This is a genomic window from Acinetobacter sp. WCHAc060025, from assembly GCF_004209355.1.
Classification (GTDB): Bacteria; Pseudomonadota; Gammaproteobacteria; order Pseudomonadales; family Moraxellaceae; genus Acinetobacter; species Acinetobacter wuhouensis.
Window position 1 is genome coordinate 36,882 of sequence record NZ_SGSX01000020.1, and the last position, 20,290, is coordinate 57,171.

The window sequence follows — 20,290 nt, forward strand, 5'->3', positions numbered from 1 at the left end:
ATTTCTTAGTAGATCGCACCGTATTGATTCTATTGATTGGGTCAAAATGAGCCAATGGAATAGGTCAAAATGAGCCAATCAGGAATGAAGGAAATGATAGGGAAATCAGCCTAAAAACTAGGGATAAAATCGGGGTACAAAATAGGGCTGCTTTGATGTCTAAAACTTGTGTTCTATGGTACCCAATACGTGTAACAGGTATATAAGGGCCATGTCCGTACTTTTGATCATTTTATATACGTGGACTATGTTACTACATCAAAAAAATGCTGTTACCACATCAAAACCTGTATATCTGATTTCCTGTTACCACACCAAAACGACATACCTTATGCGATGTTTCGGCCAAATAAAAAATATAATTTTATATCGATATTCTTAGTGAATTATCTCAGTCAGATTGATCAGGTTTAAATAATTATTAAGAGCGTAAAGCGTGGCATAAGACTATGTATATTTAAGGCATTAAAAAAGCCCACTATTGTGAGCTGTTCTTTTCCTTCATGTCTTCATTCAATTGTTCTTTAACCCATCCGCTAAAATCATCCAGTTTATTAGCATGGGCTAATAGATCGGCATCGTGTGGATTCTCAGTATTGAAGCTGACTAGCTTTTGCTTGCGCTTTTTCTCATAGCGAGTTTTGGGCGTGTCGTTAGGCTTGTTCATGCACTGGCCTTTTGTTTGGCAGCTTCCAACTCAGCCTTATATGCTTCTGCCCCTTTAGCATGGTTGCGGTGGCGGTCTTCTGCTAAATATTCATACATATCTAGTTGAGTAACAATTTCAGAAAAATGATACTGGCTGACTTCTTTTCCACTTTCTGCCAGCTTGTTTAACTTCATTACTTCTTTTCTGATATGGCTGATAGCTGTACACATCCAGTTCATATCTGATTCAGCTAATGAAGCTAGGTCGTGCATATCACCAGCATCATAAGTTTTAGTCTTGTTCGTCATTGTATACCCCTTAGTAGATTCTTCATTTAATATATCGTATATACGATTATATAGCAAGGGGGGGGATTTTATACCTTATGGATTGGCCCAAAACGGAGACCACTCCAAACCGCACCAGCAAAAAAAATCCTGTTTGAGTTAAAAGTTAAAATAAAGTTAAAGGTGCTTACTATTGCTTACAGCTACGGCGTTCTAAATGTGAGGTTTTGTGAGGTTTAGGCTAAGACTTGATGAAAGGTACATCATTTCTAAAACATGGCTATATCGAGCAATCAGGGCGGTTCTGTGCATATCCTGAATAACAAGTTTTAACAAGTTCAATCCTAAGTCCGAGCAGCAAGTGGAAAGTAGTATTTTGTAGTAGTCCAAACCATAACAATTGATAACAGGTGCAGCGTTTTGAATGTCAACAATTGTTAACAGGTACGCCGTTCTGAATCTCAGGTTTTATCAGGTTTTGTATTTTTAAAACTGAAGTTTTCTGAAGTAGGACAGCGCAAAATTGCGTTGTTTTTCGGAACAACTACGCGCGCGCGCACGAGGGATGTATTCACTGTGGTTTTAAGGCTTAAAATCCCAATAGAATTACAGCGTGATTATTGGAGCGGTTCACTGCTACGAATGCCTTGAAGATAGAATGTCCCCCCACCATCTAAAATCCTCAACTGCGGTCAAATAAACGCGACTGGATGCACGTATCTTCAATCGAAAGTATTTTGTGATTTTTATAACTTGCTCACACTTAAAACGCGACCAAGCTACTTAATCAGCCACTTGGACGGCTAACTTAATTCGACATTTGAAATGCGGATTTAAAATCTAAAATTCTACTGACCAGCTCAAAGATGGTTAGTGAGTACCTCAAAGTCACTCACAAAGGATAGGATTCTAAATCTGATCCTACCTGAGCCACTAAATAGAGGAGCAGCCTAAAAAGTGCCTAGTGATTACATAATCAGTCACCTATTAGTCACTATGTTTTAATTAAAATCATAAATTATTAATTTATATTAAAAATATAATTGGAATTACATTCTGTATTGGAAAGTAGTTGTAATTATTGATTTAAAATGATTACTTAAACGGATTACAACAGATGGAAGCATTCAAAACATTGAGAGTTGTCACCCCAGAAGGCAACTGTTTTGCGGTATTTCCTCAAGATGCTTTGCACTGCGAGTTAAAGGGATTTAATGCAGCAGCCATTTATTATTTTGAAAGTAATATGTTCAAAATGTTTAAACAACATGGTTATCCGATTGTACTTGAAGATATAAATTTTGATTCATTTTTGATGTATTGTAATCGCCCCGATTTAGGGGTTCTGATCGAGGATGAGTTTGTTGATGAAGAGTATGATATGTGCTTAGGATATCAAGTCAAATTTACCCTAGATTAGAAAATTTATTTATTTTTAATGTTTTATTTAAGCTGACATAAATGTCAGCTTTTTTATGATTTTATTTATCATTTAGTACATTTTATTTACAGTACAGATCTTAATATTTTAAGCTTAAACAGAATTCCTTAAAGTAAGGTTCTGTTTATGAAAAAGTCTCCTCTATTACTCACTGTTATTTTACTTGGTCTAACAGCAAATGTTTGGGCGGGAAAAGATGATCAAGCCATTATTCAAGAAGCTGCTAAAAATAATATCACTGTAGCGCAAGCTTTACGTGCCAATGATGAAGTTGCGGTGACTTTGACTGGAACAATCGTCGGTCAGATTAAACACGAGCATTATGAACTCAAAGATAGTACGGGAACGATTGGAATAGAGGTCGATGATGATTTGATTGATTTAAAACAGTTGAAATCAGGTACTCAAGTCAAAGTCGTTGGTGAGGTGGATACACATCGTTATAAACCGACAGATATTGAAGTCGTTAAAATTGAAATCATTCCTTAAATAAAAAGGCGCTAAGCGCCTTTTTTTATGTGGTTTTAAGCTTTAAATGATTGATCAACAGGTAAACACATAGCGCACCTACCCCTGCACAGAAACCTAAAACACCTGTTATCAAACCAAAATGATCCGATAAATAGCCTGCAAAAATAACAGGAACAATCGTACCGAAATAGGCAATAAATAAATATGTCGAAACCACCGCAGCACGGTTATCTGGATTGGTCATGCGATGCACCAAAGCAAAAGCAGCCAATAAACCCATGCCATGTCCCATGCCGACACAGATTACACTGATAAAGAAAATAAAGCCTAAGTCTAAAATCATACAAATGGACAGAATGAGATAACTGCTGATTAATAAAATTAAACCAGCATTCAAAGCTTTATGCATATCTATTGATTTTGCAGCAAATTGTACAATTGCAGAAACAAGAAGAATACTGGCAATGGTCGCACCACTGACCAAAGGACCATGCCAAGGGATAATATCTTTGATAAAAGATGGTGCTAAAGAAGCAAATAAACTGAACGATCCAAAAGCACAAAATGCTGTAAAACTTGCAATATAAAACTGTTTTTTAAATTGAGCTTCGGGAAGTTCTAAATGTGGCGCAATAGAAAAAGGTTGTTTCTCAGATTGAATGGTTTTAATACTAAATAGGCTAATCAAGCTGATCGAGGCAGCAATAATGACAGGGATATAAGGCGTCACGAGTGGTTGATCAGAAAATTGCGCAATTGCCCCACCAATGAAAGGTCCAAGACCGAATCCTAATACGGTAATGATTGAGCTTAATTGCGCTGCATTTTGTTTGTGCGAATCTGGAATGGTGTAAATCAAACCCAACATGGCAGAGGTACTGATCAGACCTGATGCAATACCAATAATAAAGCGCCCAAATCCAAGATAGTAAGTATTTGAAGCAAATACAGAAAGTGTTAAGCCGATGACCGCAAACAACAATCCAATCTGCAAAGTTCGGATAAATCCAAAACTATTACTGGTACGACCTAGAAATAACAATGTGGTCATACATCCAAACATATAGGCGACAAAAATATAAGTAATATGGCTTGGGAGTAAGTGCCAAAGTTGTTGATAAATTGGATATAAAGGGCTAGCAAGTGCCGTACCAATCGTACCGATACATAAAGCAAGGCTGACCATGAAAAATGGACGCCATGATTGCTGATTCATAGATTTAGAGCTTAAAAAAGGAAATTTAGGTGTATATAGACCTAAATTTTGCAGACAAAAATGCTGAACGTGTTTAATCAACGTCAGCATCGAAAAAAAACGATATATTGGGAGATTAAAACTTAATCACTTTAGGGTCAATCAAAAATTAAAAAGATAACGAAAAAAATTATCCCACTGTTTTAACAATAGCGCTTCAATAACTTTAAAAATTCCTGTAACTCTACTTCATCTATAGCGTGTCGATCTTGAATCACATGTTCAGTTAAATGTTGTTCGATCAATTCATTCATCAAACCATTGACTGCCCCTTTAATGGCAGCAACTTGCTGTAGCACTGAAATACAAGAACTGTCTGGTTGATTTAAGGCTTCTTCAACAGCTTGAATTTGACCTTTTAAACGTTTTACTCGGTTGAGGACTTTTTTATCTTGGTGTAAATGACTCATCACGATCATCCTCTAAATATATACTCCCTTATAGTATATTTTAAATTGAAAGAATATACTAAGGGGGAGTATATAGGATTAGTCCCTCATGCAATTTAAAACCATACAACGCCAACACAGCCATCAATTTGATGAAGGTAATCCATTGGCACAAAAGAAAATCTTATTTGCAACAATACTCACTGCAGTCATGATGATTTTTGAGATTGTGGGTGGTTGGGTATTTAACTCTATGGCACTGCTTGCAGATGGTTGGCATATGAGCTCGCATATGATTGCACTGGGATTAGCTTATGTTGCCTATCGTGCAGCTCGGCATTATGCACAAGATGCTCGGTTTAGTTTTGGAACATGGAAAATCGAAGTTTTAGCGGGATATAGCAGTGCGATTATTCTGATGCTTGTGGCAATTCTTATGGCATTTCAATCGATTGAACGCATTTTTTCTCCTGTTCCTATTCATTTTAATGAAGCGATCCCTATTGCTATTGTTGGTTTGCTGGTCAATTTAATTTGTGCTTGGTTATTACATGATGGTGGTCACGATCACGGGCATCATCATGGACACAGTCATTCACATACACATTCGCACCATGCACATTCAGGTCATGGGCATTCACATGATGGACACGATTTAAATCATCAAGCTGCTTTTCTCCATGTTGTTGCAGATGCTGTGACCTCTGTTTTGGCAATATTGGCATTAATTGCAGGGAAATATTTTGGCTGGAATTTTTTAGATCCAATCCTCGGCATAGTGGGTGCTTTTCTCGTTGCAAATTGGTCATGGAGCTTGATTCGTCAAACAGGTAAAACCTTACTTGATGCTGAAATGGATGAGCCTGTGGTAAATGAAATTCGTGAAGCGATTGATGAACTCAAAAGTGAGGTGAAAATTACAGATATTCATGTATGGAAAGTGGGAAAAGCGAAGTTTTCAGTGATTTTAGCGCTTGAAACAAGTGATAAAAATCTCAATGCCGATATGATTCGCCAAGCTTTATCCACGCATGAAGAATTGATTCATATTTCAGTCGAAATAAATCAGATTTCGATGTTTAACTTTGTTTCACGTGGAACTTAATGTTTTAAGAAAACATCCTCACAGTTTTCAAACAAGTGCCCTGCTAAACTATGTTTTAATGTCGCCTATTCTGATTTTTGATTTTTTTAGAAATATGTTAAAACAATTTATAGCATTGAGTTTAAGTCTTACGTTGTGTTCAGTCAGTTTTGCCAGTGTAGATACTGTGAAAGCGAAATTAGCTCAACAATATCCCAATATAAAAATTGATAATCTGAAAACAACGGAGATGCAAGGTTTATATAGTGGGACATTAGACGATAAAATTATTTATGTGAATGAAGATGTCCAACATATTTTCATTGGTTCAATGATTCGCTTAAAAGATCAACATAACTTAACTAAAGATCTAGTCGATCAGAAAAATTATGTAGATTTTAAAACTTTACCTCTGAATGATGCCATTAAAACAGTGAGGGGGAATGGAAAGCGTCAGCTTGCGATCTTTTCTGACCCAAATTGCCCATATTGCAAGGTTCTTGAAGGGAATTTAGCCAAACTCAATGATGTGACGATTTACACATTCATTTACCCAATCAAAGCGCAATCTATTCTTCCATCGAAGCAAGTGTGGTGTTCAAGCAATAAAGCATACGCTTGGAAGAATTTAATTCAAAGTGGAATAAAACCTACTGCGCCTGCAAACTGTGCAACACCGATTGATCGTAATCTGGAATTAGGTCAAAAATTAGGTTTGCAGGGTACGCCAGCCATTATTTTTTCAAATGGTTATAAAGCGATGGGGGCTTATCCAGCAGATCAAATAGAAAAGCTTTGGCAAAAATTTGGATTGTAATTTAAGTTTTTTAACACTGTTTAAAATACAAAAAAGCACCAATTTATGGTGCTTTTTACTAATCTTTAAAAGTTTTGAATTAAGTGCGTTTTGAAACAAAGTTATAGATAAATAACACGATGATCGCACCGACCACAGAAGCGATAAATCCTGCCGATGCCCCATTTTTATATAGACCCAGAAATTGTCCCCCATAAGTTGCAACTAAAGAGCCAATGATCCCCAATGCAGTTGTCACTAGAAAGCCAGCTTTGTCATCACCAGGATGGATTGCGCGAGCAATCAGACCTGCAAAAAAACCAATGATAATGGCACCGATTAATGACATCATAAGATTTCTCCTTTCTTTCTATTGCTAAGCGTAATTGCGTTATTCAAGTTAACTCTTTCTATATTCAAATATTTTAGAGTTTTGAAATAGCCTAGATATGCTAAAAGTTGTTGCATTTTTGTTCATTTTAAAATTCCAGATATTAAAAAAGCGACCGAAGTCGCTTAGAAAATTTAGGTCTATAAATTTTTTGAATTCAGCTTAAAGACCAACTTCACCAATAAAAGGAATATGGCGGTATTTTTGATCGTAGTCTAAGCCATAACCAACGATAAATTTATCTTCAACTTCAAAGCCTAAGAATTTAACCTCTAAATCAATCTCACGGCGTGAAGGCTTGCTGACTAAAGTACACAGCTCAATAGAGTTAGGCTCGCGTGTACTAAGGATGTCTAAAACTTTGCTCAATGTGTTGCCCGAGTCGATGATGTCTTCTACGATTAAGACATCTTTACTACGAATTTCACCATCTAAATCTTTGAGAATTTTGACATCACGGCTCGATGTTGTACCACCGCCATAGCTTGAAACTGTCATAAAATCGAGTTCGTGAGTTTTAGTGATTGCACGACATAAATCTGCCATAAAAATAACTGAACCACGCAATAAACCGATTAAAACCAGTTCTTTGTCGCTATTGGCATAATGCGCATCAATTTTTTTACCAAGTTCTTGAACTTTTGCATGAATTTCTTCAGCAGAAATCATTACTTTCATTTCAACAGTCATGGGAAATACCTAAAACCTAAACAGCAAATTCTAAAATAAAAAAGGCGTTGACCAGCAACACCTAAAAGATGCATCAATTTTAAAACATATCAGCTCAAGATGCATCTTTTTTGACAATTGGATATGTAATTGTCACATTTTCAACGCCAAGTTTTAGTGAGCATCGCGCTTAAGGAGTAAAGCACACGCCACAAAAACCACGCCGATCAGAATCAATTTCTGCTTTGATCTTTTAGGCGGTTGATCATCTTTAGACTTGCTCATAGGCTTTTTGACCATAAATATACGTGGCTTGAATATTGCGATCATCACCCATGGTGAATAAGGCAAATAATGCATCTTCAATATTCTTGGCACGTTGTTGGCGTAAGGTTTGCAATGCTGTGGCTTTCAGATTCAGCACGACAAAATCGGCTTCTTTCCCGATATTAAAATTACCAAGCTGATCATCCAAATGCAGTGCTTTTGCACCACCGAGTGTTGCATGATAAAGCGATTCCATCGCTGACAGTTTATCAGCTTGTAGCTGTTGAACTTTATAGGCTTCATTGATGGTTTGTAACTGGCTAAATGAAGTCCCTGCGCCAATGTCAGTACCTAAACCGACTTTGACTTGTTTTTCCCATGTTTTTTTCAATGGAAATAAGCCACTGCCAAGGAATAAATTTGAGGTAGGACAAAATGCAATCGCAGAATCAGTATCATGCATACAATCCCACTCATGTTCTTCCAAATGCACACAATGGGCAAAAACAGATCGCTCCCCTGTTAAGCCATAGTGATGATAAACATCCAAATAGCCTTTTTGTTCAGGAAATAATTCTTTGACCCAAGCAATTTCATTTTTATTTTCACTTAAATGGGTATGCACATAGACATCGGGATATTCAGCTTTGAGTTGCCCTGCTTTTGCCAATTGCTCAGGTGTAGACGTTGGTGCGAAGCGTGGAGTGATCGCGTAGAGATTACGTCCTTTACCATGCCATTTCTCAATCAAAGCTTTAGAGTCGGTATAAGCGCTTTCTGCTGTGTCTGTCAGTGCTTCAGGTGCATGACGATCCATCATCACTTTACCTGCGATTAAACGCATTTGGTGGCGTTCTGCTGCTTCAAATAATGCATCGACAGATTGTGGATGGACGGTACAGAAAACCAGTGCTGTGGTTGTACCATTTTTTAATAGTTCTTGAACAAAAAAATGCGCGATTTGGTCAGCATAGTTTTTATCGGCAAATTGAATTTCAGTGGGGAAGGTATAAGTATTTAACCATTCTAAAAGCTGTTCGCCGTATGCACCCACCATTTCAGTTTGTGGAAAGTGAATATGGGTATCGATAAATCCAGGCACAATCAATTGTTCTGGATAATGTTCAATTTGCGTATTTTCGGGAATGTGCTGTTGACCTGCTTCCCATTCTCCAAACCAACTAATTTTGCCGTTTTGAGTAATGAGTAGACCATCTTCTACATATCGCACTTGGTCGTGTATTTCACGCGCTTGGGCAACTGTATTCTGAATATCAAGGAAACGACCACGAATCGCTGTCGTTACAATTACAGAAGACATTTTTAACCTGCGTTTTGACTTTTTTCAGTTGATTGTACCCTAAAGATCAAGATGACGCTGTACGTGGTTTTAGCTCTATTTACATTAAATACGGAATATTGATATTTTTGAATCGCTTAAATTTAAATTTTTGAATGGATGTTCGATTCAAAATATCAGTCAATGATTATTTGTGTAGATGACTTTATCTTTACATCAAGAATCGGTACAGTGTCGGCAAATGATGAAATAAGAGACAATAATATTTATGTATTTTTGGAATACTAAAGCCCTTGCGCATGAATTATCAGAAGATACTTTGGAAAAGCGCCATTATAAAAACTATTATTTAATCGCAGCATTGGTGGTCAGCGCCGTGTATTACTACGGAATGTATTCACCTTATTATGATGTCCGTGTGATTGGTTTAGAATGCCTCCTGACATTAGTGATCATGTTCATTGGGATTCAGCGTTGCTATGTTGCCAATGGCGGTGACAATGGTGTGCATTTTATGAATAGAATCACAGCACTTTCTTTCCCTATTCTTCTACAAACAACGGTAGCAGGGATTGCTTTTGGTTTAGTTTTATTGGGAATTTACCAATATTTTCAACTTGAAAACACGGCGTTTGATCTATGGTATGAGTGGTGTGTATCTGCATTTACGATTTTTCTTCAAGTACTCTTCTTTACCCGTTTAAATAAATATATGAAACGTGTGGCTGAACATACGATTTAATATTTTTATAACATATTAAAAATAAAGCGCTTTAATTTAAGGTTAAAGCGCTTTATTCGTTAGAAAAATTAGTAAGATCGAACGACCAATGCATCCCAAAGTGAATTACTTGCTCGCCAGTGACTATAGGGGCGACGATTTGATTCATACATGCCAGAATCAAAAAAGATCACGCCTTGTTTGACGAGTCGGATCCATTTTTCAAAAGATAATGGTTCACCGAACTCAATCGTGACATATTTTCCTGAATCATCGGTTTTGCATCTAAACCAACCATTCTGATTAAATTTTTGATTGACCCTTTGACGCATTTTGTCTGCACTCCAACGGGCAATCACCAGATCATCCTTTTTAAATTCTTCAGGGACGAGTGTTGATTTGTGGGTTCGATTGTCAAAGGAGTAGCTATATTGAATTTCAATATCATTGTGTGCTGTTACTTTTAGGATACAACCATATTGATTTCTTTGGTTAATTTTAGGAATAGCACTGCCCGACCAAGATAAACGGTTATCTTTATCCTCATTGGGTTTTCCAAAAGCAGGTAAAAAGTACTTATTGCGTCGGGTAAGCGCATTTTCACCAGTATTCCATTGAATAATATGTGGGTCATTGAAAATAAAATAAGTTGGACTCCAATCCCCAAAGGTGGTTTTGATTGAAGTCTGGTTTTTCATTTCAAAACCCATTAGATCGGCTTCTGCTTTTGCATTGGGTTTAATCCCCATTTGCTTTTCTAACCAATGACCGACTTTACCGTCATGGTTGGTATTATATTGACTGGAATCAGCGCGCTTTCCTAAAACATTCTTCTTGAAAATCTCAACAATAGCTTGTTCTGACATCAGAATTTTCCTTTTTATTCATTAAAAACCACGATCACTATTGGAATTGAATGTGATGGGTTAAGTTATTTTTCATTGCTTTGGAGAATGAATATTCTCTTAGATTTATTAAATTTACTTATGAATAGTCTAGTGGATTATTTAAATTAATTACAAGATTAACAGTGTTGCTTTTTATTTCATCAGTTTTGAAACAATGCTGAGTATTTAAATTTGGAAATGTGGCTTCACATTTGATGCTAAAGCCAATTAAATGATGGATTTTAATCATCTATAATCTTAACAAAAATGACAAACAATCCAATACAGATAAAAATCGAAGGGACAATGAAATTTTGTAATGGAATAGCTACTCCACTTGCGTTTGGTAAGCCTTTAAGACCGATTAGAATGAAGCATTGTAAGAGTCCAAACAGGATAAAACATATTCCAATGATTCATTTCACGATAAAGAATGTGTACTTAAATTTGAGTGCTATTCTACAAAATAATGCGCCGCAAAATGTGCATCATTGCCAATAATCTCGAACTCATCTTCACGGATCGACATGCCTGCACATGTGTGTCCAACCATCCATAAACCAAGCGTAGGTAATTTGCCATCAAACAATGGTGTCTCTACCCATTTCTGCGCGATGTAACCATATTTATCATAATCATCGAAATAGAAACTGCCTGAAGCTGCACCTTGATCGACATTGTCCTGAACCACACGAATATTGGCGCCTTCACGGGCTAAAATCGGTTTTTTTGCCCATTTCCCTTGCAACTGCATATCGTTTTTAAAAGCATGCGATTCGAGTAATAAAGGATGATTGGGAAATTTTTTCCACAGTTCAACTAAGATTGCTTTATTGGATAAGAGCATTTTCCAGCACGGCTCAACCCAATTGGTCTCAGGCTTTAAGTATTGTGAAAAGTTTTCTTCCCAAACCCATTCCCATGGGTAAAGTTTGAATAAGTTTTGGATATTTTGATCATTTAGATCAAGGAAATTTTGCCCATCCCAACCAATATTTTCCATGGAGAGTTCAGAAACTTTATGCCCTGCTTGGAACGCTGTATCCATCAAATATTCGAGATTGCCCCAATCCTCACGTCCAGCTTCTTGGCAGGCTGCAAAATGGATATGTGAGCCACGAGGAAAAATAGTTTTCCAGCGCTTGATCAAATCTTCATGAATGCTGTTGAACTGATCACGATGCGGAATATTTTCAACTTGTTCAATCCAATGCCATTGTGCAACAGAAGCTTCAAGTAAACCTGTCGGAGTATCGGCATTGTATTCCAACATTTTGATTTGACGACCATCGTAGGCAAAGTCAAAACGCCCATAGAGCATCGGTGCTTGATGATGCCATGAATGTTCAATCAGTGGAATTGCTGCCTGCGGAATCTGAAAATAGTCAGGATAATTACCCTGTTGAATCATCTCTCCAGCCACTTGCATACACATTTGATGCAGTTCATTGGAGGCATCTTCAAGTTGCTCGATTTGCTTTAAAGTAAACTCATAAGCCACGCCTTCTGACCAATAAATCGAGCCATCTAATGATGGGAGATTGTAATAATCAAAACCGATTTGCTCATGTTGTTGTTGCCAGTCAGGACGTGCTTGGAAGCGTTTTCTTTTCATAAGATATTAGGAGAATAGTGAAAGCTTAAACATTAAATATAGAGGGGGTAAAACGTGTAAATTATCCACCAAAAGAGAAGCCACTACGACCAAAGCCACCACGGACAGGTGAGGATTTACTACTACTTTTACTGACTTGGGAAACAAAGGGTTGCCCTACACTGAGATTGGTCGAAGGCTCAACTTTACGACCTAAATAGTTCACTTTTCGATTGCCATCATAATACTGTGGTCCGACATAGCGTGTGCCTGAACCACCATAATAATATCCACCACCATGTGAGCTACTTGAAGATGTCGTAGTTTGCTCTTCTTCACACAGTTCTGTATTCCAATCATATGAACAATCATATTGACTATTGTAAACATCTTGAACAAGCGGTTTGTCATTACTACTACAAGCAGTGATTAAGAGCGGAACGACAACCAGACTGATTTTTTTTGAACGCATGATTTGCCTTACATCATTCGGAATTTTTATCTATTTGCTTTATAAATGATAAAAAAGAAAATTATTTTATACGCCGTATAATATGAGTATGAGGGGTGAATGTACAGTCTGTGAGCGGATAAAAAAAGATAAAAAGTATGTTTGATTGAAAATTGATGTTATGGATGATATTCAAAACATCTGGAACGTTTTATTTCAAAATAGACATTCGAGATAGGCGGTAAGGCATGAAATATTCACAAGATTTGAAGCAGATCATCTATGCACATCCTGTATTTTTACATCGTTTAAAATTTCTCAGAGAAATAAATCCTTCTGCTTATTTAAGTGCTGGCGTTATTCGCAATATGGTTTGGTCAGTTTTGCATGATCAGCACTATCTCATTGAACAGACTGAGATTGATGTGATTTTTTATGATACAAATGCTATTGAAGATGAACAGCAACGATTAACACAATTACTCAGTCAAAAGTTTCCTGAAAATACATGGGATGTAGTCAATCAAGCCTTTGTCCATACTTGGTATACAACTGATGATGGTCGCTCTGTTGCACAATATTCATCATTAGCAGAAGCACTTGCAACTTGGCCAGAAACTGCGACTGCAATTGCAGTACGATTATTGAAAAATGATGATCTGGAGATCATTGCGCCATTTGGTTTAAATGATTTGTTTGAACTCAAACTGCGTTGGAATGATTGTTTGGTGAGTCACGAAGTATTCTTAGAGCGTGTGCAATCTAAACGGTTTTTTGAGCGTTGGAATAGACTAGAAATCATAGATTAGTTTTCTAAGATAAGCGTAATACCATTATATCGAATATCATAGTCTAGCGATGCTTTTGCCCATGCTGTATCGAGTATAGATACTTTAGAATTATGCTCAATTTTAACTTTGAGTTTAGATTTAAGCTTTTTTACGATTTTAGAATCGACTAAATGCCCTTCTTCAGCCCAAAGCATAATAAAAAATTTTAGCCCTGTTGGCAGTTGTTCAATATAGATATTATTGCCCGTATGACCATATATTTTGAAAGTATTTTTAATAGTCCAAAGCTGTTTTTCTTGATTAAATTCAGTATGAAATAACCCATTGATCAAATTTTCTAAAGTAATCGCTCGTCCATCAATGGATACATTTTTGCTTTGAAGTTAATGGTTAAACATGCATTGTTCATTTTATTCTCTTATTTCGCTGTATCACTAATCTACTGTTTTTACGTGGAATAAAAAAGCCCTCCGTTCGGAAGGCTCGGTATTTTCAATCAACTTATAAGGTTGTTTCGTTGTATTTTTTACTATGACGAATTGACAGAATTGCAGTAATCGTCAAGACAATCACAATGAAACTTAACGAGATCCAAATTGGCATGTGGAACACATCGAGCATGAGCATCTTAAAGCCGATGAACACAAGAATCAGACCCAAGCCATAGGGTAGATAATGCATTTTCGATGCAGCACCTGACAATAAGAAGAACATCGCACGTAGACCCAAGATCGCCATTAAGTTTGCTGTGAGTACAATGAACGGGTCAGTGGTGACAGCAAAAATCGCAGGAATTGAATCAACCGCAAAGATCACATCAGACGCTTCAACCAAGATCAATACAAGGAATAATGGGGTTGCCCATAACACACCATTTTGACGAACAAAGAACTTGCCACCTTCGAGCTGTGGCGTGATTCGCATGTGTTTACGTAACCATTTTAAAATTGCCATATCTTCGATATTGGTGTCTTCTTCTTCCTGACCTTTGAGGAATTTAAAACCTGTATAGACGAGGAATGCACCGAAGAGATAGAGAATCCAAGAGAACTCTTGAACGAACCATGCACCGATAAAGATAAAAATGGTTCTTAAAACGATCGCACCCAATACACCATAAAGTAATAATTTACGTTGCAGTGCAGGTGAAATACTGAATGCCGCGAAGATCATCATCCACACGAAAACGTTGTCAATTGCGAGGGATTTTTCCAGCAGATAACCTGCAAAATACTCCATAGTTTTGGCATTGGCGATGGTCACGCCTGCGGTTTGTTGTAGATAAAACCACAAGCCACCACCAAAAAGTGTTGCAACCGTAACCCATGCAATACTCCAGTAGGCTGCGGTTTTGACTTTGACTTCTTGCCCTTCTTTTTGTTTAAAACCAAGAAAGTCAATCAGTAACATGACACTGACGATGGCAAAGAACGCCAGATATAGCCATGGATTGCCAATGGATTCCATAAAATTCTCCAAGTCTGGCAATCAATCAGGCATAAAAAAACCTTGATCAGTTGCCAGATGATTAAACATCTGTATCAACATGATCAAGGTCTTGCCTACATTATCTTATACGGATAATGCTCAGATACCGGCATTTTTATCTTAATCAGAAAAAATGCGTAATGACGATAGTCTGATGGGAGGCTACTCCCCTTGTTCAACAAATTGGGTTAAAGAAATCGTTGATTTCTTAATATGCGCACAGAATCGCATATTTATAAGCAATGTGCAAATTATTTGTTTATTTAATACCCGTTAAAAAGTCTTTACGCTGTACTAAAACCAGTGCCAATAATGTCCCTATCACTGCAATGATTCCACCGACAATACCGATTTGATTCAAACCAAAGTTTGTTGTGGCAAGACCACCAATCAAAGCACCTGCACCGATACCGACATTGTATAAGCCTGAATGAATCGCCATAGAGACATCGGTTGCATCTGAAGCAAAATCTAAAGTTTTGGCTTGTTGTGCAAGACTGAAACAAATAATTGCCATGCCCCAAAGCCCACAAATCACGCTGAAACTGATGAAGTTTGTAGACAGTGGAATGAGCAATAACATGGCAGCAGCAATCACAGCACTGCTTAATGGGATTGGAAATTTCGGATATTTACGGGCAAATTTTCCAAATAAGTAAGAGCCAAGAAAACCAGTGACACCATAAACTAGCAATAACGTTGTGGTTTGTGATGAGCTTAAATGTGCAATATTTAAGGCAAATGGTTCAATATAGCTATAAGCGGTAAATTGTGCTGTCACCACAATCACGGTCAATGAAAACACCATTAACAAGCTAGGGCGTTGCCAAAACAGTTTCAGGCTGCTGAGTGAACCCGAATTGACACTTGGTAATTTGGGTAAGGTTTTTGCCAAAATAAAGCACACAAGTGTTGCACCGATGGCAATCAGCGCAAAAGTATTACGCCAACCATAGGTTTCACCAATCATTCGCCCAAATGGAATCCCCAAGACCATTGCCAATGCCGTGCCTGTAGCGAGTAAGCCCAAAGCTTGTAATTCTTTGCCTTTAGGTGCAACCCGCACCGCCAATGATGCGGTAATTGACCAAAATAAAGCATGGGCTAATGCAATGCCGATACGACTGAGCAGTAAAACATTAAAACTCCATGAGAAATAAGATAAAACATGGCTCAGTACAAAAACGCAAAACAGTGCGATCAGTAAAAAGCGTCTTTCAATATTCTTGGTTAATAGCATGATAGGCAATGACATCGGTGCCACCACCCATGCATATAGGGTGATCATGATGCCTGCATCAGTTGCAGGCATGGCGAAGCTTTTTCCAATATCACTGAGTAACGCAACAGGCACAAATTCAGTGGTATTAAAAATAAATGCAGCGAAAGCCAGACTAATTACACTGATCCATTGTTGAGTTTCACTGGGAGCAGGTTGTGGCATAGGGTTTTGGGGAGTAGAGGCTGACATAGTCAAGAATTTAAAAGAATAGTCCTAAATTTTAGGCTGATTTTTTTTAAATGTTAAGTTGAGTTTTGATATAAAAAATTAGAGTTTGTCCGACAAAATTTAACAATAATTCAAATTGAATTGTGGCATTTTTTAAAATCTAAAAAATTGAACAATATAAGAGTAATAACCATGTTAGAAATTAAACATCAAGATAATGGTAAAAAGGGTGAATTTTATATTGGTGAAGAAAATCACCATTTGGCTGAAATGGCATATACATGGGCAGGTGAAACCATGCTGATCATTGATCATACTACAGTTGAAGATGAATTACGTGGTCAAAGTGTTGGGCGCAAACTTCTTGATCAAGTGGTTGACATGGCACGTCAAAAAAATATCCAAATTATCCCTTTATGCCCTTTTGCCAAATCTGTGTTTGATAAAGATCCATCGATTCGTGATGTTTTGAAATCTTAAGATCACTTTGTTACAGTTGGAATGTGCCATAAAGAATGATGAGAAATAATGATGCAATTCCAACATGTAGATAATCAACACAATGGTGAATTTTACCTCGACAATGAGCAAGGCAAACGGATTGCTGAGATCAGTTATGTCTGGAGTGGAGAGCAAAAAATTATTGCTAACCATACATGGGTAGATGACTCACTTCGTGGTCAAGGTATGGCACGTCAATTATTGGATGTTTTAGTTGATTTTGCACGTCAGAAACAGCTTAAAATTGTGCCGACTTGTTCCTATGTTGAAGTGATGTTTCGCCGTGAGAAAAGTTTTTCAGATGTCGTGGCGTAATATAAAAAGTTAAGTATGTTTAATGATAAATAGCCCATATGTTGGGCTATTTTTTTGAGATGACCGATTGCATATACGCGCTGTGTAAATGGGCTTTTTATTCAGGGAAAGTTCTTGTATATTTGAGTTTAGAAGAAAATGATTGAATCAAAAATTAAATCTAAAACACATTAAATTAGAATGATATAAATAAAGGAAATAGCATGTTTATTAGACTCTGTTATGTCAGTACGCGAGTGGAGCATGATAAAAATTTATTAGAAGATCTCAGTGATATTTTGTCTACGGCAAGACAATTTAATCAGGAACATCAAATTTATGGTGTGCTGTATTATTCTGAAGGTGTTTTTTTTCAGTGTTTAGAAGGACAACAGGCTGTATTAGATGATTTATATGGAAGAATCTCAAATGATCAAAGACATATAAATTTACATCGTTTTCCAGATCAGCCATTGAAACAGTTATATTTTTCAAAATGGTCGATGAAATATGTCAAAGACTCTACAAAAATTTCTCGTTTTTTTGCAAAACTTGGTTTAGAAAAGTTTCAACCTTATCAATTAAATAATGAAAATATTCAGGATTTTGTCAATCTATTATTGAAAATAGACAATAGTGAGCCAGCATATAAAACGCGATAAAATTATCCAACTTGTGACGTTTTCACAAAAGGGCACCATATTTTAGAATCTATCGTGATATTTAACATAAGAACGATGAAATATAGTAAAAGCGTTATAGAAATTCGGTTAGAAGATTAAAAATGTTTAAAAAAATGCTGTTTATCAACTTATTGAGTTTGAATTCATCATTGATTTTTGCTTCGGATTGTTTAGTTTCGGACTTAAAAACATATTCATATGAGCAAGAAATTCAGCCACGTTGGGAATTGTCAGTTATATCTAAACAGCGGGTGTATTTCCATTCTGCACCTGAAGCGGTATGTAAAATGGTGGATGATTATCTTATTCAAAATGATCATGTCATTGCTTATTCACTTTATACCGATAAAGCACAAGAAAAATGGGTCTATGTGATGTATATCAATACCGAGCATGATGCCGATGATAGTGACGATTTGATCGAAGGTTGGGTAAAATTAAAGGATTTTAAAAAGTTAGATGATTATGTTGCGGTAGCAAAATAAAATATGTTCAATATTAAAAGAGGTATTGAGTAATGTTGAAACAGCTAATTTTAGGATTCACATTGCTTTTAAGTGCACATTTTGCATTTGCTATAGATTGTTCAAAAATGAATGAACAAGTTGAAAAGCAAGCTGTTCCAATCGTTCCACGTTGGGGATTAGTCGTTCAATCTAAACAACGAGTGTATTTCCATTCAGCACCTTTGGCTGAATGTAAAATTAAAGGTTTATTTATTATTCATGGAGATAGTGTCACTGCTTATGATTTGTATAAAGATAAAGCGCATCAAGAGTGGGTTTATGTCATGTATTACAGTAAGCGGCAGGATTTAGAAAATGAAATGGTGGAAGGTTGGATTAAGTTAAATGAGTTTAAATATATGGGTACAGATTCGCCCATGACACATTAAAAAACCCGCGAAAGCGGGTTTTCAATCACAAATATTTATTTTGCTTTCAACGCCGCAAGCAATTTCTGATGTAAGCCACCAAAACCACCATTTGACATGATCACGACTGCATCGCCCTCGCCTGCTTCAGCAACCACAGTTTGGATGATGTCATCCAAAGTACGTGCAATCACCGCTTTATTCGGTGCAGCATCAATCACAGGCTGCAAATCCCAATCTAAGCCTTCAGGTTGATACCAAATTACTTCATCTGCCAAACGTGCAGAATGTGCCAAACCATCTTTGTGTGAGCCCATACGCATAGTATTTGAACGTGGCTCAATGATTGCCCACAGTTTACGTTCACCTAAACGCTTGCGCGCGCCTTCAAGTGTGGTATCAATTGCAGTTGGGTGATGGGCAAAGTCATCATAGACTTCGATGCCCTTAAGCGTATCCAGAAGTTCCATACGGCGTTTTACACCACCAAAATTCGACAATGCTTCACATGCAGTTTCAATCGACACACCGACATGTTCAGCAGCAGCAATGGTTGCCAAAGCATTGGCAACACTGTGTTGTCCTGTCATTGTCCATTTCACTTCACCTTTCACAACGCCGTGTTGAAGTACTTTGAAATGTGAACCATCAGCAGACAGTTGTTCTGCATAAACTTCAGCTGTGTCATTGGCATCTAAAGATGTACGAACCACAGGCGTCCAACAACCCATTTCCAATACTTCATCAATATTGGTTTCAGTGATTGGTGCAATGATACGACCTTCACTTGGAATGGTGCGAACTAAATGATGGAATTGTTTTTGAATTGCTGCTAAGTCATCGAAAATATCAGCGTGGTCAAATTCTAAGTTATTTAAAATCGCTGTTTTAGGATGGTAATGTACGAACTTAGAACGTTTGTCGAAGAATGCAGAATCGTATTCGTCCGCTTCTACACAGAAGTATTTACCACCACCTAAACGTGCGCTTTCGCTAAAACCTAAAGGTACACCACCGATCAAGAAACCTGGATTTAAACCCGCTTGATCGAGTACCCACGCCAGCATGGTTGTGGTTGTGGTTTTACCATGTGTTCCAGCTACACCAAGCACGTGTTTGCCTTGTAAAACATGATCTGCAAGAAATTGTGGCCCTGAAATATACGGTAGACCTTCATTCAGCATATATTCTACGGCATCAATACCACGTTTCATGGCATTGCCCACGATCACTAGATCAGGATGTGGTTGCAAATGGCTACGGTCATAGCCTTGCATTAAAGTAATGCCTGCATTTTCCAATTGGGTCGACATCGGTGGATACACGTTTGCATCTGAACCTGTCACCTTATGCCCTAAATCACGCGCCAATAACGCCAAAGAACCCATAAAGGTGCCACAGATACCCAAGATATGCAGATGCATTCGTTCTCACTCCACTTCTTTTTGACACATCACTTTGTTGTTGTGGTGTTGTCGTGATTCATTTGATTTGAAAGCAACGATAGCAAGGGTTTAAGTGAAAAGATAGTTTTTCTTGTATCGTAAAATAGATATG

General features: G+C 37.2%; 25 protein-coding genes. 11 read left to right on the forward strand and 14 right to left on the reverse strand.

Annotation, left to right across the window (positions count from 1 at the left end; all coding sequences use genetic code 11):
* Positions 1-478 precede the first annotated feature (478 nt).
* The gene (locus tag EXE09_RS15455) at positions 479-667 is read right to left on the reverse strand and encodes a hypothetical protein (protein ID WP_130117851.1); all 189 of its coding nucleotides are present in this window, start codon (positions 665-667) and stop codon (positions 479-481) included.
* Complete coding sequence (locus EXE09_RS15460) at positions 664-957, reverse strand: hypothetical protein (RefSeq protein WP_130117852.1); 294 nt, start codon at positions 955-957, stop codon at positions 664-666. The genes EXE09_RS15455 and EXE09_RS15460 overlap by 4 nt, the downstream gene beginning before the upstream one ends.
* 1,096 nt (positions 958-2,053) lie before the next feature.
* Between EXE09_RS15460 and EXE09_RS15465 the strand changes: the two genes are divergently transcribed.
* Both EXE09_RS15465 and EXE09_RS15470 read left to right on the forward strand, forming a co-directional pair.
* Positions 2,054-2,356 carry a hypothetical protein gene (locus EXE09_RS15465; RefSeq protein WP_130117853.1) on the forward strand — a complete coding sequence of 101 codons (303 nt, stop codon included), beginning with the start codon at positions 2,054-2,056 and terminating at the stop codon, positions 2,354-2,356.
* A 147-nt stretch (positions 2,357-2,503) separates the two neighbouring features.
* Positions 2,504-2,866 carry a NirD/YgiW/YdeI family stress tolerance protein gene (locus EXE09_RS15470; protein ID WP_068974162.1) on the forward strand — a complete coding sequence of 121 codons (363 nt, stop codon included), beginning with the start codon at positions 2,504-2,506 and terminating at the stop codon, positions 2,864-2,866.
* Positions 2,867-2,891: 25 nt separating this feature from the next.
* Here the strand turns inward: EXE09_RS15470 and EXE09_RS15475 are convergent, their stop codons facing one another.
* Together EXE09_RS15475 and EXE09_RS15480 are read right to left on the reverse strand one after the other, a co-directional pair.
* The gene (locus EXE09_RS15475; protein WP_087553622.1) at positions 2,892-4,064 is read right to left on the reverse strand and encodes an MFS transporter; all 1,173 of its coding nucleotides are present in this window, start codon (positions 4,062-4,064) and stop codon (positions 2,892-2,894) included.
* 182 nt (positions 4,065-4,246) lie between these two features.
* Positions 4,247-4,513 (reverse strand): metal/formaldehyde-sensitive transcriptional repressor, encoded by a 267-nt coding sequence (locus EXE09_RS15480; protein WP_130117854.1) that lies wholly within the window; start codon positions 4,511-4,513, stop codon positions 4,247-4,249.
* Between the two features lie 88 nt (positions 4,514-4,601).
* Here EXE09_RS15480 and dmeF point away from each other — a divergent pair, with 88 nt between their 5' ends.
* Both dmeF and EXE09_RS15490 read left to right on the forward strand, forming a co-directional pair.
* On the forward strand, positions 4,602-5,597 hold the full coding sequence (gene dmeF / locus EXE09_RS15485; protein ID WP_130117855.1) for a CDF family Co(II)/Ni(II) efflux transporter DmeF: 996 nt from the start codon (positions 4,602-4,604) through the stop codon (positions 5,595-5,597).
* A 94-nt stretch (positions 5,598-5,691) separates the two neighbouring features.
* Entirely contained in the window at positions 5,692-6,393 is a 702-nt protein-coding gene (locus EXE09_RS15490; protein WP_130117856.1) for a DsbC family protein, read from the forward strand.
* Between the two features lie 79 nt (positions 6,394-6,472).
* On the opposite strand, the gene EXE09_RS15495 is transcribed toward EXE09_RS15490, so the two are convergent.
* The 3 genes from EXE09_RS15495 to guaD all read right to left on the reverse strand — a co-directional run bounded on the left by EXE09_RS15495 (position 6,473) and on the right by guaD (position 9,020).
* Entirely contained in the window at positions 6,473-6,724 is a 252-nt protein-coding gene (locus EXE09_RS15495; RefSeq protein WP_068974167.1) for a GlsB/YeaQ/YmgE family stress response membrane protein, read from the reverse strand.
* 201 nt (positions 6,725-6,925) lie between these two features.
* On the reverse strand, positions 6,926-7,453 hold the full coding sequence (hpt, locus tag EXE09_RS15500) for a hypoxanthine phosphoribosyltransferase (RefSeq protein ID WP_130117857.1): 528 nt from the start codon (positions 7,451-7,453) through the stop codon (positions 6,926-6,928).
* A gap of 250 nt (positions 7,454-7,703) precedes the next feature.
* The gene (gene guaD, locus EXE09_RS15505; RefSeq protein ID WP_130117858.1) at positions 7,704-9,020 is read right to left on the reverse strand and encodes a guanine deaminase; all 1,317 of its coding nucleotides are present in this window, start codon (positions 9,018-9,020) and stop codon (positions 7,704-7,706) included.
* Between the two features lie 247 nt (positions 9,021-9,267).
* Between guaD and EXE09_RS15510 the strand changes: the two genes are divergently transcribed.
* Positions 9,268-9,741 (forward strand): hypothetical protein, encoded by a 474-nt coding sequence (locus EXE09_RS15510; protein WP_068974170.1) that lies wholly within the window; start codon positions 9,268-9,270, stop codon positions 9,739-9,741.
* Between the two features lie 68 nt (positions 9,742-9,809).
* Here the strand turns inward: EXE09_RS15510 and EXE09_RS15515 are convergent, their stop codons facing one another.
* The 3 genes from EXE09_RS15515 to EXE09_RS15525 all read right to left on the reverse strand — a co-directional run bounded on the left by EXE09_RS15515 (position 9,810) and on the right by EXE09_RS15525 (position 12,673).
* On the reverse strand, positions 9,810-10,586 hold the full coding sequence (locus EXE09_RS15515) for an LlaMI family restriction endonuclease (RefSeq protein ID WP_130117859.1): 777 nt from the start codon (positions 10,584-10,586) through the stop codon (positions 9,810-9,812).
* A gap of 475 nt (positions 10,587-11,061) precedes the next feature.
* On the reverse strand, positions 11,062-12,222 hold the full coding sequence (locus EXE09_RS15520) for a glutathionylspermidine synthase family protein (RefSeq protein ID WP_130117860.1): 1,161 nt from the start codon (positions 12,220-12,222) through the stop codon (positions 11,062-11,064).
* 61 nt (positions 12,223-12,283) lie between these two features.
* Positions 12,284-12,673, reverse strand: coding sequence for a hypothetical protein (locus EXE09_RS15525; protein ID WP_068974173.1), 390 nt, complete (start codon positions 12,671-12,673; stop codon positions 12,284-12,286).
* A gap of 227 nt (positions 12,674-12,900) precedes the next feature.
* On the opposite strand from EXE09_RS15525, the gene EXE09_RS15530 reads away from it, so the two are divergent.
* Complete coding sequence (locus tag EXE09_RS15530; protein WP_130117861.1) at positions 12,901-13,461, forward strand: nucleotidyltransferase family protein; 561 nt, start codon at positions 12,901-12,903, stop codon at positions 13,459-13,461.
* On the opposite strand, the gene EXE09_RS15535 is transcribed toward EXE09_RS15530, so the two are convergent.
* From EXE09_RS15535 to EXE09_RS15545, 3 genes are all read right to left on the reverse strand, one after another.
* The gene (locus EXE09_RS15535) at positions 13,458-13,775 is read right to left on the reverse strand and encodes a hypothetical protein (protein WP_228257222.1); all 318 of its coding nucleotides are present in this window, start codon (positions 13,773-13,775) and stop codon (positions 13,458-13,460) included. The two genes, EXE09_RS15530 and EXE09_RS15535, sit on opposite strands and share 4 nt — an antisense overlap.
* Before the next feature lie 169 nt (positions 13,776-13,944).
* Positions 13,945-14,910, reverse strand: coding sequence for a TerC family protein (locus EXE09_RS15540; RefSeq protein ID WP_130117862.1), 966 nt, complete (start codon positions 14,908-14,910; stop codon positions 13,945-13,947).
* A gap of 280 nt (positions 14,911-15,190) precedes the next feature.
* Positions 15,191-16,402 (reverse strand): sugar transporter, encoded by a 1,212-nt coding sequence (locus EXE09_RS15545; RefSeq protein WP_130117863.1) that lies wholly within the window; start codon positions 16,400-16,402, stop codon positions 15,191-15,193.
* A gap of 171 nt (positions 16,403-16,573) precedes the next feature.
* Between EXE09_RS15545 and EXE09_RS15550 the strand changes: the two genes are divergently transcribed.
* The 5 genes from EXE09_RS15550 (at position 16,574) to EXE09_RS15570 (ending at position 18,754) form a co-directional block, all read left to right on the forward strand.
* The gene (locus EXE09_RS15550) at positions 16,574-16,861 is read left to right on the forward strand and encodes a GNAT family N-acetyltransferase (RefSeq protein WP_068974178.1); all 288 of its coding nucleotides are present in this window, start codon (positions 16,574-16,576) and stop codon (positions 16,859-16,861) included.
* A gap of 51 nt (positions 16,862-16,912) precedes the next feature.
* Complete coding sequence (locus EXE09_RS15555; RefSeq protein ID WP_130113220.1) at positions 16,913-17,197, forward strand: GNAT family N-acetyltransferase; 285 nt, start codon at positions 16,913-16,915, stop codon at positions 17,195-17,197.
* Between the two features lie 203 nt (positions 17,198-17,400).
* Positions 17,401-17,838: a BLUF domain-containing protein gene (locus tag EXE09_RS15560; RefSeq protein ID WP_068974179.1), complete on the forward strand. Its 438-nt coding sequence runs from the start codon at positions 17,401-17,403 to the stop codon at positions 17,836-17,838.
* Between the two features lie 122 nt (positions 17,839-17,960).
* Positions 17,961-18,344, forward strand: a complete 384-nt coding sequence (locus EXE09_RS15565; RefSeq protein WP_130117864.1) for a hypothetical protein — start codon at positions 17,961-17,963, stop codon at positions 18,342-18,344.
* 32 nt (positions 18,345-18,376) lie between these two features.
* The gene (locus EXE09_RS15570; RefSeq protein WP_087553611.1) at positions 18,377-18,754 is read left to right on the forward strand and encodes a hypothetical protein; all 378 of its coding nucleotides are present in this window, start codon (positions 18,377-18,379) and stop codon (positions 18,752-18,754) included.
* Between the two features lie 35 nt (positions 18,755-18,789).
* Here the strand turns inward: EXE09_RS15570 and mpl are convergent, their stop codons facing one another.
* Positions 18,790-20,157, reverse strand: a complete 1,368-nt coding sequence (mpl, locus tag EXE09_RS15575; protein WP_130117865.1) for a UDP-N-acetylmuramate:L-alanyl-gamma-D-glutamyl-meso-diaminopimelate ligase — start codon at positions 20,155-20,157, stop codon at positions 18,790-18,792.
* Between the last annotated feature and the right edge of the window lie 133 nt (positions 20,158-20,290).

Excerpts from the sequence above, each read along its gene's own strand:
- EXE09_RS15465 (WP_130117853.1), top strand. The coding sequence starts at position 2,054 with ATGGAAGCATTCAAAACATTGAGAGTTGTCACCCCAGAAGGCAACTGT.
- mpl (WP_130117865.1), bottom strand. The coding sequence starts at position 20,157 with ATGCATCTGCATATCTTGGGTATCTGTGGCACCTTTATGGGTTCTTTG.
- EXE09_RS15520 (WP_130117860.1), bottom strand. The coding sequence starts at position 12,222 with ATGAAAAGAAAACGCTTCCAAGCACGTCCTGACTGGCAACAACAACAT.
- EXE09_RS15565 (WP_130117864.1), top strand. The coding sequence starts at position 17,961 with ATGTTTAAAAAAATGCTGTTTATCAACTTATTGAGTTTGAATTCATCA.
- dmeF (WP_130117855.1), top strand. The coding sequence starts at position 4,602 with ATGCAATTTAAAACCATACAACGCCAACACAGCCATCAATTTGATGAA.
- EXE09_RS15470 (WP_068974162.1), top strand. The coding sequence starts at position 2,504 with ATGAAAAAGTCTCCTCTATTACTCACTGTTATTTTACTTGGTCTAACA.
- EXE09_RS15515 (WP_130117859.1), bottom strand. The coding sequence starts at position 10,586 with ATGTCAGAACAAGCTATTGTTGAGATTTTCAAGAAGAATGTTTTAGGA.
- EXE09_RS15550 (WP_068974178.1), top strand. The coding sequence starts at position 16,574 with ATGTTAGAAATTAAACATCAAGATAATGGTAAAAAGGGTGAATTTTAT.
- EXE09_RS15570 (WP_087553611.1), top strand. The coding sequence starts at position 18,377 with ATGTTGAAACAGCTAATTTTAGGATTCACATTGCTTTTAAGTGCACAT.
- EXE09_RS15475 (WP_087553622.1), bottom strand. The coding sequence starts at position 4,064 with ATGAATCAGCAATCATGGCGTCCATTTTTCATGGTCAGCCTTGCTTTA.
- guaD (WP_130117858.1), bottom strand. The coding sequence starts at position 9,020 with ATGTCTTCTGTAATTGTAACGACAGCGATTCGTGGTCGTTTCCTTGAT.
- EXE09_RS15495 (WP_068974167.1), bottom strand. The coding sequence starts at position 6,724 with ATGATGTCATTAATCGGTGCCATTATCATTGGTTTTTTTGCAGGTCTG.
- EXE09_RS15510 (WP_068974170.1), top strand. The coding sequence starts at position 9,268 with ATGTATTTTTGGAATACTAAAGCCCTTGCGCATGAATTATCAGAAGAT.
- EXE09_RS15455 (WP_130117851.1), bottom strand. The coding sequence starts at position 667 with ATGAACAAGCCTAACGACACGCCCAAAACTCGCTATGAGAAAAAGCGC.
- EXE09_RS15530 (WP_130117861.1), top strand. The coding sequence starts at position 12,901 with ATGAAATATTCACAAGATTTGAAGCAGATCATCTATGCACATCCTGTA.
- EXE09_RS15555 (WP_130113220.1), top strand. The coding sequence starts at position 16,913 with ATGCAATTCCAACATGTAGATAATCAACACAATGGTGAATTTTACCTC.
- EXE09_RS15460 (WP_130117852.1), bottom strand. The coding sequence starts at position 957 with ATGACGAACAAGACTAAAACTTATGATGCTGGTGATATGCACGACCTA.
- EXE09_RS15560 (WP_068974179.1), top strand. The coding sequence starts at position 17,401 with ATGTTTATTAGACTCTGTTATGTCAGTACGCGAGTGGAGCATGATAAA.
- EXE09_RS15540 (WP_130117862.1), bottom strand. The coding sequence starts at position 14,910 with ATGGAATCCATTGGCAATCCATGGCTATATCTGGCGTTCTTTGCCATC.
- EXE09_RS15480 (WP_130117854.1), bottom strand. The coding sequence starts at position 4,513 with ATGAGTCATTTACACCAAGATAAAAAAGTCCTCAACCGAGTAAAACGT.
- EXE09_RS15490 (WP_130117856.1), top strand. The coding sequence starts at position 5,692 with ATGTTAAAACAATTTATAGCATTGAGTTTAAGTCTTACGTTGTGTTCA.
- EXE09_RS15545 (WP_130117863.1), bottom strand. The coding sequence starts at position 16,402 with ATGTCAGCCTCTACTCCCCAAAACCCTATGCCACAACCTGCTCCCAGT.
- hpt (WP_130117857.1), bottom strand. The coding sequence starts at position 7,453 with ATGACTGTTGAAATGAAAGTAATGATTTCTGCTGAAGAAATTCATGCA.
- EXE09_RS15525 (WP_068974173.1), bottom strand. The coding sequence starts at position 12,673 with ATGCGTTCAAAAAAAATCAGTCTGGTTGTCGTTCCGCTCTTAATCACT.